The organism is Plantibacter sp. lyk4-40-MEA-4, from assembly GCF_030209415.1.
Classification (GTDB): Bacteria; Actinomycetota; Actinomycetes; order Actinomycetales; family Microbacteriaceae; genus Plantibacter; species Plantibacter flavus_A.
The window spans coordinates 59,212-70,200 of the sequence record NZ_JARVSA010000008.1; the positions used below are offsets into that span (position 1 = coordinate 59,212).

12 protein-coding genes are annotated in these 10,989 nt (G+C 71.2%); 9 read left to right on the forward strand and 3 right to left on the reverse strand.

The window, feature by feature from the left end; all coding sequences use genetic code 11:
• Positions 1 to 70: 70 nt before the first annotated feature.
• The 7 genes from QRN44_RS14695 to QRN44_RS14725 all read left to right on the forward strand — a co-directional run bounded on the left by QRN44_RS14695 (position 71) and on the right by QRN44_RS14725 (position 8,582).
• The gene (locus QRN44_RS14695; RefSeq protein WP_285039496.1) at positions 71 to 1,345 is read left to right on the forward strand and encodes a hydroxymethylglutaryl-CoA reductase, degradative; all 1,275 of its coding nucleotides are present in this window, start codon (positions 71 to 73) and stop codon (positions 1,343 to 1,345) included.
• A complete protein-coding gene (locus tag QRN44_RS14700) occupies positions 1,342 to 2,322 on the forward strand; it encodes a hydroxymethylglutaryl-CoA lyase (RefSeq protein ID WP_285039497.1) in 981 nt (326 codons plus the stop codon). The genes QRN44_RS14695 and QRN44_RS14700 overlap by 4 nt, the downstream gene beginning before the upstream one ends.
• Positions 2,319 to 2,993: an FMN-binding negative transcriptional regulator gene (locus tag QRN44_RS14705; RefSeq protein WP_175118280.1), complete on the forward strand. Its 675-nt coding sequence runs from the start codon at positions 2,319 to 2,321 to the stop codon at positions 2,991 to 2,993. Before QRN44_RS14700 ends, QRN44_RS14705 begins: the two co-directional genes overlap by 4 nt.
• Complete coding sequence (locus tag QRN44_RS14710) at positions 2,990 to 4,453, forward strand: amidohydrolase (RefSeq protein WP_285039499.1); 1,464 nt, start codon at positions 2,990 to 2,992, stop codon at positions 4,451 to 4,453. The genes QRN44_RS14705 and QRN44_RS14710 overlap by 4 nt, the downstream gene beginning before the upstream one ends.
• Positions 4,453 to 6,123 (forward strand): amidohydrolase, encoded by a 1,671-nt coding sequence (locus tag QRN44_RS14715; protein WP_285039500.1) that lies wholly within the window; start codon positions 4,453 to 4,455, stop codon positions 6,121 to 6,123. The genes QRN44_RS14710 and QRN44_RS14715 overlap by 1 nt, the downstream gene beginning before the upstream one ends.
• Positions 6,120 to 7,301, forward strand: coding sequence for a M20 metallopeptidase family protein (locus QRN44_RS14720; protein ID WP_175118286.1), 1,182 nt, complete (start codon positions 6,120 to 6,122; stop codon positions 7,299 to 7,301). Before QRN44_RS14715 ends, QRN44_RS14720 begins: the two co-directional genes overlap by 4 nt.
• Before the next feature lie 96 nt (positions 7,302 to 7,397).
• Positions 7,398 to 8,582, forward strand: coding sequence for a sensor histidine kinase (locus tag QRN44_RS14725; protein WP_175118288.1), 1,185 nt, complete (start codon positions 7,398 to 7,400; stop codon positions 8,580 to 8,582).
• Here the strand turns inward: QRN44_RS14725 and QRN44_RS14730 are convergent.
• The gene (locus QRN44_RS14730) at positions 8,571 to 9,116 is read right to left on the reverse strand and encodes a CGNR zinc finger domain-containing protein (RefSeq protein WP_064295453.1); all 546 of its coding nucleotides are present in this window, start codon (positions 9,114 to 9,116) and stop codon (positions 8,571 to 8,573) included. The genes QRN44_RS14725 and QRN44_RS14730 overlap by 12 nt on opposite strands.
• A gap of 25 nt (positions 9,117 to 9,141) precedes the next feature.
• Here QRN44_RS14730 and QRN44_RS14735 point away from each other — a divergent pair, with 25 nt between their 5' ends.
• Positions 9,142 to 9,360, forward strand: coding sequence for a hypothetical protein (locus QRN44_RS14735; protein WP_285039504.1), 219 nt, complete (start codon positions 9,142 to 9,144; stop codon positions 9,358 to 9,360).
• Between the two features lie 101 nt (positions 9,361 to 9,461).
• Positions 9,462 to 9,926, forward strand: a complete 465-nt coding sequence (locus QRN44_RS14740; protein ID WP_285039506.1) for a carboxymuconolactone decarboxylase family protein — start codon at positions 9,462 to 9,464, stop codon at positions 9,924 to 9,926.
• 6 nt (positions 9,927 to 9,932) lie between these two features.
• Here QRN44_RS14740 and QRN44_RS14745 read toward each other — a convergent pair whose 3' ends face one another.
• Together QRN44_RS14745 and QRN44_RS14750 are read right to left on the reverse strand one after the other, a co-directional pair.
• Complete coding sequence (locus QRN44_RS14745; protein ID WP_064295450.1) at positions 9,933 to 10,118, reverse strand: hypothetical protein; 186 nt, start codon at positions 10,116 to 10,118, stop codon at positions 9,933 to 9,935.
• Positions 10,119 to 10,156: 38 nt separating this feature from the next.
• The gene (locus tag QRN44_RS14750) at positions 10,157 to 10,960 is read right to left on the reverse strand and encodes an ABC transporter ATP-binding protein (protein WP_071260675.1); all 804 of its coding nucleotides are present in this window, start codon (positions 10,958 to 10,960) and stop codon (positions 10,157 to 10,159) included.
• Positions 10,961 to 10,989: the final 29 nt, after the last annotated feature.

The window sequence follows — 10,989 nt, forward strand, 5'->3', positions numbered from 1 at the left end:
TCACCGCTCCTAGGGTCGTCTTGACCGCAGCACCGAGGATCCGGTGTCTGCCTGTACCGAAGGGCGACCCATGCCGAGAAACAGCCGAATCCAGGGGCTGCGCGACCACACGCCGGACGAGCGGCTCGAGCTCGTCGCCGAGGGGTCCGGGATCGCGGCGGAGGCGCTCGCCGCACTGCGCCCCGACGCCGGCCTGTCGATCGCCCAGGCGGACCACCTGGTGGAGAACGTCGTCGGCGTCATCGCCGTCCCGGTGGGCGTCGCGACGAACTTCACGATCGACGGCGAGGACCGACTCGTCCCCATGGCGTCGGAGGAGCCGAGCGTCGTCGCCGCGGCTTCCAACGCCGCCCGCATCGCGCGCGTGCACGGCGGTTTCCGGACGTCGTCGTCGGGCGACGTCATGATCGCGCAGATCCAGATCCTCGACGCGGTCGACCCGCACGCCGCGCGGCTCCGTGTCCTCGAGGCCCGGGACGAACTGCTCGCCCTCGCGAACGAGCTCGACCCGATCCTCGTCTCCTTCGGCGGTGGCGCCCGAGACATCGACGTCCGGATCCTGCCGACGCGCGTCGGGACGCAGGTCATCGTCCACCTCCACGTCGACGTCCGCGACGCCATGGGCGCGAACGCCGTGAACACGATGGCGGAGGCGATCGCGCCCCGCATCGCCGAGATCGCCGGATCGCGGACCCTCCTGCGGATCCTCACGAACAAGGCCGATCAGCGCATCACCCGGGCGAGAGCGGTCTTCGACGCCGACCTCCTCGGTGGTGCGCAGGTCGTCGCCGACATCGTCGCCGCGAGCGCGTTCGCCGAGGCCGATCCGTACCGGGCGGCCACACACAACAAGGGCATCATGAACGGCATCACGGCCGTCGTCCTCGCCACGGGCAACGACACCCGGGCCGTCGAGGCCGGCTGCCACTCCCACGCGGCGCGGTCCGGTCACTACTCGGCGCTGTCGCAGTTCGAGCAGGACGTCGACGGGAACCTCGTCGGCACGATCGAGGTCCCACTGGCCGTCGGACTCGTCGGTGGAGCGACGAAAGCACACCCGACGGCGCAGGCGGGCGTCACCCTCCTCGGTGTGGGGACAGCCCGGGAACTCGCAGCCGTCATCGCCTCGGTGGGCCTCGCCCAGAACCTGGCCGCGTGTCGGGCGCTCGCCGCCGAAGGCATCCAGCGCGGACACATGACGCTGCACGCACGGACGATCGCGGCGAGCGCCGGCGCGACCGTGGACGAGATCGGGGCGGTCGCGTCGAGGATCGTCGCCGACCGTCGGATCCGGGTCGAGTACGCGCGTGAGGTGCTCGACGAGCTCCGGGCGACGTCGGCATGAGCGGCCTTCCGCAGCCCCGGATGGAACCGGTGGACGGTCTCCCGACACGGGTGCGCGTCTACGAGGTGGCACCGCGGGACGGGCTGCAGGCCGAGACGGACATCCTGCCCACGGCGGTGAAGGCGGAGCTCTGTCGGCGCCTGTACGAGGCGGGGTCGCGGGACCTCGAGGTGACGAGTTTCGTACCGGCCACCTGGATCCCGCAGTTCGCGGATGCGGAACGGCTCGTCGCGGGACTCGAGGTGCCGACGGGTGCTCGGGCGGTCGGCCTCGTGCCGAACCTGCGCGGTCTGCATCGGGCGATCGACGCGGGTGTCCGGGAGGTGTCCGTGGTCGTGAGCGCGTCGGAGTCGTTCGCCAGGGCCAATCTCAACACCTCGCGCGAGGGGGCCGTCGAACGGGCCGAGGAGGTCGTCGCCGCCGCGACCGCGGAGGGCGTCCCGGTGCGCGGCTACGTGTCGATGGCGTTCGGGGACCCCTGGGAGGGTGCTGTCGATCCGGCGACGGTCGTCGAGGCCGCCGTGCGGCTCCACCGCGCCGGGTGTTCGACGGTCGCCGTCAGCGACACGATCGGCGTGGGGACGCCCGGGCTCACGACCCGCGTCGTCCAGGACGTGCTCGCCGCCGGGATACCGGTCGAGGCGGTCGCGCTGCATCTGCACGACACCTACGGGCAGGGACTCGCCAACGTGTACGCGGCGCTCTCCCTGGGCGTCGCCGAGTTCGACTCCTCCGTGGGTGGCCTGGGTCGCTGCCCGTACGCGAAGGGCGCCACCGGTAACCTCGCAACCGAGGACCTCGTGTGGATGCTCAACGGGCTCGGGATCGAGACCGGGCTCGACCTCGGGGCCCTCGCCGCGACGACCGCCTGGTTGGCGCGCGTCCGGGGCGTCGCAGCCCCCTCGAACGTGGCGACGGCCCTGGCGGCCGCAGCGTCCGCGGTCGACACCCCGAGCACCGCAGGAGGCGGCAGATGAGGCACACCCCCGAGTACGTCCAGGGCGACGTCGAAGCCGTCCGCGCACTCGTGCGCGAGCACCCCTGGGCGACGGTCGTCAGTCACGTCCCCGGTCGTGGGCTCGTCTCGTCGCACTATCCGGTCCTGCTCGAGGAGGACGAGGACGGGATCGTGCTCCTCAGCCACGTCGGGCGGCCGGATGAGCGACTGCACGAGCTCGGCCAGCATGAGGTCATGGTGATCGTCTACGGGCCCCAGGGGTACGTGTCCCCGAGCTGGTACGACACCTCGCCGGCCGTCCCCACCTGGAACTTCGCGGTCGCGCACCTGTACGGGGTGCCCGAACTGCTCCCGGACGAGGAGAACCTGCAGGTACTCGACCGCCTCGTCGCCCACTTCGAGCGTGTGCTGCCCGAGCCGTACCTGATGAACGGGACGATCGCGAACAGCGAGTACGCGGCGCGCATCGTCCACGGGACGGTCGGGTTCCGCCTGCGCGTGACCCGGTTCGAGGCCAAGGAGAAGATGAGCCAGGACAAACCGGCCGCGGTCGTCGAACGGGTCGTCACGGCGCTCGGGGAGCCGGGTCCGTACCAGAACGTGACCCTGGCCGCCCGCATGGCGGCCCTCCATGGGCTCGACACGGGGACGACGGCGCCGACCACCGACGACGGGACAGGGACACCGTGACCGAGCTCACGCTCCGGAATGCACGGCCCTCCGGCGGCGAGCCCGTCGACATCCTCGTCCGCGACGGTCGGATCGCCGAGATCGGACCGGCTGGGACGGTCCAGGCGTCCGGCGAGGTCGTGGACGTCGCCGGACGCACCGTCGGACCGGGGCTCTGGGACGCCCACGTCCACATGACCCAGTGGGTGATCCAGCGGCGCCGGATCGACCTGACCGCCACCGCGAGCGCGGCCGACGTCCTCGCGGCCGTCCGTCGCGCGGTCGACACCGATGCACCCCTCACCGACGGGTTCCTCATGGGGTACGGCTTCCGCGACGGCCTGTGGACGCAGCCGGCGACCCTCGCCGCGTTGGAGGCCACCGAATCGGACGTGCCCGTCGTCCTCGTCAGCGGCGACCTGCACTGCGCCTGGATGAACACACGCGCCGCGCGACGCCTCGGCTTGGACCTCGACGCGAGCGGTGTCGTCGCCGAAGCACCGTGGATCGAGGCGCTGCAACGGATCGACCAGCGCTCCGGGCTCGCCGCGCACGCCTACCGGGACGCCGCCGACGCGGCAGCCCGCCGCGGCGTCGTCGGGGTCGTCGAGTTCGAGAACACCGACAACCTCGGCGAGTGGTCCGAGCGCATCGCGGACGGCGCGACGAGCCTGCGGATCGAGGCCGCCGCGTGGCCCGACCGGCTGGAGTCCGTCATCGCGGCGGGACTCCGCACCGGCGATGCGATCGACCCGGCCGGACTCCTCACCATGGGACGACTCAAGGTCGTCGTCGACGGTTCCCTCAACACGAGGACCGCCTGGTGCTGGGACCCGTATCCGGGCATCGACCCCTCGAGCCCGCACGCCTGCGGGGTCGAGAGCGTCTCCGTCGACGAGCTTCGCCGACTGCTGGAACGAGCGAGGAGCGCAGGGATCGAGGCGGCCGTCCACGCGATCGGCGACCGAGCCAACACCGAAGTCCTCGACACCTTCGAAGCGCTCGGGATGCGTGGCGTCATCGAGCACGCCCAGCTCGTGCGCGAGCAGGACTTCGCCCGGTTCGCGAGCCTCGGGCTCATCGCGAGCGTGCAACCCGAGCACGCGATGGACGACCGCGACGTCGCCGACCGCCACTGGAGCGGCCGCACGGGTCGCTCCTTCGCGTTCGGATCCCTGCACCGCGCAGGCGTCGGCCTCCGACTCGGCTCGGATGCTCCGGTCTCGCCCCTCGACCCGTGGCAGGCGATCGCCTCCGCGACGAGCCGGAGTCGCGACGGACGCGACGCCTGGCACCCCGAGCAACGACTCCCGCTGGACGTGGCCCTGGCCGCGAGCGTCCGGACGTCGATCGCGGTCGGACAGCCCGCCGACCTCGTCATCACGGACCTCGATCCGTTCGACGCCGACGCCGAACGGCTGCGGTCGATGCCGGTCGCCGCGACCCTGCTCGGCGGTCGATTCACCTGGCGCGCGATCTGATGGCAGCCGAGACCGAGACGGAGACCCCCACCGTGACACCGCAACCCACCGCGACGCCGGCCACCTCGCAGCTCTTCACGAACGCCCGGGTGTTCACCGGCACCGACGAGACGGACGTCGCCTCCGCGTTCCGCATCGTCGACGGCCGCTTCGACTGGGTGGGCGAAGCGTCCTCCGTCGCGGGGGAACCCGCGGTCGACCTCGGCGGACGCACCGTGCTCCCCGGCCTCATCGACAGCCACACCCACCCGGCGCTCATGGCCGCCACTGCTGTGGCCGCAGAGTGCTTCCCGCCGTCGGTGGTCTCGATCGACGGACTCGTGGAGCGGCTGCGCGAGCACCAGGCGACCCTGACGACGCCGAGCGCCTGGGTGCTCGGCCGAGGGTTCGACGACACGAAGTTCCCCGAGGGGCGGATGCCGACCGCGGCCGATCTCGACGCGGTGTCCGCCGAACGCCCCGTCCTCGTCTGGCGCTGCGACGCCCATTCCGCCGTCTGCAACACCGCGGCGCTCCGCCTCGCGGGCATCACGGCCATCACGCCCGACCCGGCCGGAGCACGTTTCGAACGCGGACCGGACGGCGAACCGAACGGCGTCCTCACCGAGATCGCCGCGGTCGATGCGGTCGCCAGGTTCATCCCCGTGCCGGAACGCGACGAGCAGGTCGCCTCGCTCGTCGCGATCGGCGAGGAACTGGCCTCACGAGGGATCGTCGCCGTGTGCGACCTGCTGTCCAACCGGCTGCACGACCCGCTCGACGCCTTCCGCGCCGCTGCCGCCAAGGGGCTCCGCACCCGCGTCGCCCTCTACCCGGGCTGGGACCCCTCCGCGCCACTCGACGAGCTGACCCCTGACGATCGCGAGGGGCGGATCCGCATCGGCGGGGTGAAGGTCGTCCTCGACGGGGCCTACTCGAACCGCACCGCCTGGGTCGCCGAACCGTATCCCGAATCCTGCGACCACGGACTCCGGTTGGTCGAGGACGACGATGTCCTCGCAGCCGGCGCCTGGGCTCGCCGCAACGGCGTCCAGCTCGCGGTGCACGCCATGGGTGACCAAGCGCTCGACCGCGTCGCGAGCCTCTTCGCAGACCAGGAGCCCTGGCTCGACGGCATCCCGTCCGTCCGCATCGAGCACGCGACCATCATCAGCGAGGAGTACGCCGAACGGCTCCGCGGCGCGCGCATGACCTTCGGGATCGCCACCCACACCGTGTTCTTCTTCGCCGAATACGACGGCTACGAACTCGCACTCCGCGCCGAACAGGTCCCCGACGCCTACCCGATCGCCCGGTTGTTCCGCACCATCGGGCCACTCGCGCTCTCCTCCGACCGCCCCGCCACGGCCTGGAGCGGAGCCGACGACGTCATGCTGTCCGTCGAGGCCGCCGTCCGACGACAGGCCTACAACGGCGCCGACTTCGTCCCCGAGGAAGCCGTCAGTGTCGCCCAGGCGCTCCTGCTGTACACCGGACGAGCCGGCCTGCTCTCGCCGCTCGACAGCGTCGGTCGGATCGCCACGGGGTACGACGGCAGCTTCGCCGTCCTCGACCGCGACGTCTTCTCCGTCCCCGCGGACGAGATCGCCACCGTCAGGGTCGCGGAGACGTGGATCCGCGGCGAGCAGGTGTACCGGCGCTCGCCGCACGTCGAAACGGTGCGCTCGTGACCGTCTTCCAGGAGGACGCGACGGCGATACGCGACGAGCTCGTGGCGGTCCGGCGCGAACTGCATCAGGCCGTCGAGGTCGGCCTCGACCTGCCCGCGACCCAGGGGATCATCCTGCGCGAACTCGCAGGGCTCGGCCTGGAGGTCACGACGGGCACCGGCCTCTCCTCGGTCGTCGCCGTCCTCCGGGGTGGTGCTCCGGGCCCCACCGTGCTGCTCCGTGCCGACATGGACGGTCTGCCGGTGACCGAGGCGACCGGGTTGCCGTTCGCGTCGACGTCCGGAGCCATGCACGCCTGCGGCCACGATCTCCACATGGCGGGTCTCCTCGGCGCCGTCCGTCTGCTCGCCGCCCGTCGCGACGACCTCGCCGGCACGGTCGTGTTCATGTTCCAGCCCGGGGAGGAGGGCCAGGCCGGCGCGCGGCTCATGCTCGAGGAAGGCCTCCTCGACAGCGCGGGAGAGCGACCCGTCGCGGCGTACGCGCTGCACGTGGACTGCAGCACCCCACGCGGGCAGCTCGTCACCCGGGAGGGCGCCATGATGGCGAGTGCCAACGCCCTGCAGCTCACCATCCGTGGGACGGGCGGTCACGCGGCCTTTCCACACCTCGCCGTCGACCCGGTGCCGGTCGCCGCGCACCTCATCCTCGCGGTGCAGACCTTCGCGGCACGGAGACTCCCGGCCACCGACCAGGCCGTCATCTCCGTCACCCGGTTGAGCAGCGACTCCGAGGCCAGCAACGTGCTCGCCTCGGCCGTCAGCCTGGAGGCGAACATCCGCACGCTGTCGAAGGCGACGCTCACCACGGTGCGCGAGCAGCTGCCCGAGCTGCTGACCGCGATCGCCGAGGCGCACGGCTGCACCCTCGAGTCGACGTTCATCGCGTCCTACCCCGTCACCGTCAACGATCCTGAGGAGACGCGGTTCGTCCTCAGCACGCTCGACGCGCTCGTGGGGCCAGACCGGGTGACCCGGCAGGAGGTGCCGTCGATGGCGTCGGAGGACTTCGCCTACATCCTCGACGAGGTCCCCGGCACGCTCGTCTTCGTCGGCGCCGCCCCCGACGATGGCTCCGTCGCCCTGCACTCCGAACGCGCGGTGTTCGACGACGGCGTCCTCGACCTGCAGGCCGCGGTGCTCGCCGAACTCGCCTGGAGGCGACTCCGGATCCGTTGACCGCTGGGATGAGACATCCCCGACAGCCGGGGCGGTGCATGTGCCCTGGATGGGTAGCATGGACACGTTCCGGATTCCGACGACGAAAGGGCGCGCGTGATCACCGCAGAGGACATCACGAGGCGTGCCGCGATAGCCGAGTACCAGGTCGTCGGTCGGCCACCCGAGACCGATCTGCAGAGCCTCGTCCAGCTCGCCGCGACCATGTGCGATGTGCCGAAGGCCGTCATCAACATCATCGACGACCGGTTCCAGCATCAGATCGCCGCGGTCGGGCTCGAACCGGCGAGCTGTTCGCGCGAGGACTCGATGTGCGCGGTCGTGTTCCAGGAGCACACCCGCACGATGGTGTCCGATGCCCGCCAGGACGAGCGGTTCTCGACGAACCCGTTCGTGACGGGCGAGATCGCGAACGTCCGGTTCTACGCCTCGAGTCCGCTGGTCACTCCGGACGGGGTACCCATCGGGACCCTCTGCATCTTCGATGATCGCGTCCGGGAGCTGTCGCCGGAACACGGCCGAGCGCTCGACCTCCTGGCCCGTCAGGTCGTCGACGTCCTCGAGCTGCTCCGCCTCACGCACGAGCTCGGCCAGTCCAACGAGCAGCTCGCCCAGTTCGCCGGCCAGGTGAGCCACGACCTGCGCAACCCGCTCATGGCGGTCTCCGGGTTCCTCGAGCTGGCGACCGACAGCCCGGAGATGGCGAACGCGCCGCACGCGGCGAAGGCGCTCGCCCGAGCCGAGTCCGCCGCGGACCGGATGGCGGCGATGATCACCGATCTGCTCGATTTCGCCCGGATCGGTGGCGCCCGCCCGCGACGCGTCCCGATCGACCTCGGGTCGCTCGTGTCCTCGGTGGTCGAGGACCTCGACGCGACCATCACCGCGACCGGCGCGACCGTCGACGTCGACACGCCCCTTCAGGTGCACGGCGATGAGACGCTGCTGGGTGCGCTGCTGCAGAACCTGATCGCGAACGCGGTGAAGTTCAGTGCAGCCGGCGGCGTCGTCCCGCACGTGCTGGTGCAGGCTGAACGGGTCTCCGCCGGGGTGCTGATCGCGGTCGAGGACAACGGTCCCGGGGTCGCCCCGGAGCAGCGTGAGCGGGTCTTCGACCTCATGGAACGCGGGGCGGGCGGCGAGGTCGCGGGTCTCGGCATCGGTCTCTCGACCTGTCGGCGCATCGTCGAGGCGCACGGTGGTCGGATCGAGATCGACGACTCCGGGCTCGGGGGAGCGAGCGTCTGGTTCCTGTTGCCCGACGCCCGATCAGCGGGCTGAGCCGCCCGCGCGTGCGCGGTGTCTGCGGACGCCCGACCGGTTGGCGCACCGCACCGAGCAGTAGCGCTGACGGCCGTTGCGGGTGACGTCGACGACGACCCGCCGGCACGTGTCGCCGGGTTCGGTCCCCGCGGCACACCGACCGAGCCGCTGCATCCCCCTCGTCGTCAGGTGGAGGGCGGTCCCGACGCTGATCACCGCGGCCAGGACTTCGGGGAGCGCCTGATGCTCGTCGCGGTAGTGCAGGTGCCACCCCTCGCCGTCGTGGTCCGTCAGCCGCGGGAACGCGGCCGCCGAAGCCATCTGGCGGTTGAGCGCGGCCGCCCTGGCCTGATCGTCTGCCGCGTCGACGACGGTCAGCCACTCGTCGACGACCCGGCGGACTCGGGCGTGGTCGTCGGTCACCTCGGTGAAGGGCATGGTCATCCCATGCTCGCGGGTGCGGGCGACGATGCCGTGCCGGTCGTCGGGCCAGTCGTTCGCCAGCGACGCGGCCAGGAGGACGGCGTACGAACCGTAAGGGTTGAGATGCATAACGCCATTACATCATGGTGGAGTCATGACCCTCCTCGACGCACCCCCGCAGTCCTCCGAACCGTCGCCGAACGCCCTCGACGCCTGCCGCCACACCTGGGCGACGGAGTCGACGCACACCACCTCGGAGGGGTCGCTGCGCTACCTCCGGTGTACCGCCTGCGGCAGTCGTCGGGTGGAACTGCGACCCCACGCCGACGAACCAGCGGTCGCGGTCACGCGCCAGGACATCCCGCCGCGGTGATGCACCACCGAGACGGACCACGGTGACGTCCTCCCGCCGCGCGCGTTAGCGTTGGACGCATGCATGCGGGACCGCGCCCGCCCAGTGACGAGAGGAACCCCATGAGCGCCGACGTCTGGCTCGACAAGGAATCACCCGAGGTCTATCAGGCGCTCGTCGAGACCGGACGCGCCGCGGGTCGAGCGGCCCTCGCCACCGGCATCGACAAGCGGCTCATCGAGCTGATCCGGATCCGGGCCTCGCAGATCAACGGTTGCGCGTACTGCCTGCGCATCCACGTCGCCGATGCGATCGCGCTCGGCGAGACCACGGAACGCCTCGCCATCCTGTCCGCCTGGCGCGACAGCGAGTACTTCAGCCCGGTGGAGCAGGCAGCCCTCGCAATCACCGAGGACGTCACCCTCATCGCGGACGTGCAACATCGCCGGCGACTGCCGGACGACGACCTGTCGACGCTCACGAACGGTCAGATCGCCGCCGTCCGATGGCTGGCGATCGTCATCAACGCCTTCAACCGCGTCTCGATCACGAGCCACCACCCGGTGCGCCCGGAGCAGGCGGACTGACGGCGGTCAGTCCTTCCGGCGTCTCGCGCCGCGGAACCACGCTGCGACGCGGGTGCCCAGCCCGTCGGAGTACTCGTTCGAGAGGTCGAGCGTCTCCTGGCCGAGATCGCCACCGTTCCTGATCGACTCGAGCGCACGCAGTGCCCGGGCCTCCTGCTCGGCGGCTCGCTTCCGGCGGTCCTCATCACCCATGCGCCCAGCCTAGACGCGGTCGGCGGTGACGCCCCCGTTCACACCGTCACGTGGTGACGGCCGATCGGCAGCATGAGCGGCCTGCCCGAGGTCGGATCGGTGATGACCTGGTTCTGCAGTCCGAACACCGCGCGCACCGTCGACTCCGTCAGCACCTCGTGGGGTGTCCCCGCCGCATGGACGCGGCCGCCGGCGAGGGCGATGAGGTGGTCGGCGTATCGTGCGGCGAGGTTCAGGTCGTGGAGCACCATGACGATGGTCGTCCCGCGCGAACGGTTGAGGTCCGTGAGGAGGTCGAGCACCTCCACCTGGTGGCTCACATCGAGGAAGGTGGTCGGTTCGTCGAGGAGGAGCAGGTCGGTCTGCTGCGCGAGCGCCATCGCGATCCACACGCGCTGACGCTGTCCGCCGGACAGCTCGTCGACGTGCCGGTCCGCGAGCTCGCTCGTCTCGGTGGCGTCGAGGGCTGCGGCGACGGCGACGTCGTCCTCGGTGCTCCAGCGCGAGAGGAAGCCCTGGTGCGGGTGCCTGCCCCGGCCGACGAGGTCGGCGACCGTGATCCCCTCCGGAGCGATGGGCGACTGCGGGAGCAGGCCGAGCGTGCGTGCCAGCTGCTTCGCCGGCAGTCGGTGCACGTCCTTGCCGTCGAGGACGACCCGACCGCTCCGAGGCGTCAGCAGGCGGGACATCGATCGCAGCAGCGTCGACTTGCCGCAGGCGTTCGCGCCGACGATCGCCGTCACCCGGCCGGGTGGAACGAGGAGGTCGAGCCCGTCGATGACGGTCCGGTCGCCGTAGCCGAGCGCGAGTCGCTCGACGAGGAGCTGATGTTCCGTGGTCACAGGGTGCCTCCGGGATGGTCGGGCGGCGT

Bases quoted from the DNA above. Each gene is read 5' to 3' on its own strand.
- QRN44_RS14695 (WP_285039496.1), top strand. From the start codon at position 71: ATGCCGAGAAACAGCCGAATCCAGGGGCTGCGCGACCACACGCCGGAC.
- QRN44_RS14700 (WP_285039497.1), top strand. From the start codon at position 1,342: ATGAGCGGCCTTCCGCAGCCCCGGATGGAACCGGTGGACGGTCTCCCG.
- QRN44_RS14705 (WP_175118280.1), top strand. From the start codon at position 2,319: ATGAGGCACACCCCCGAGTACGTCCAGGGCGACGTCGAAGCCGTCCGC.
- QRN44_RS14715 (WP_285039500.1), top strand. From the start codon at position 4,453: ATGGCAGCCGAGACCGAGACGGAGACCCCCACCGTGACACCGCAACCC.
- QRN44_RS14730 (WP_064295453.1), bottom strand. From the start codon at position 9,116: ATGCATCTCAACCCTTACGGTTCGTACGCCGTCCTCCTGGCCGCGTCG.
- QRN44_RS14735 (WP_285039504.1), top strand. From the start codon at position 9,142: ATGACCCTCCTCGACGCACCCCCGCAGTCCTCCGAACCGTCGCCGAAC.
- QRN44_RS14740 (WP_285039506.1), top strand. From the start codon at position 9,462: ATGAGCGCCGACGTCTGGCTCGACAAGGAATCACCCGAGGTCTATCAG.
- QRN44_RS14745 (WP_064295450.1), bottom strand. From the start codon at position 10,118: ATGGGTGATGAGGACCGCCGGAAGCGAGCCGCCGAGCAGGAGGCCCGG.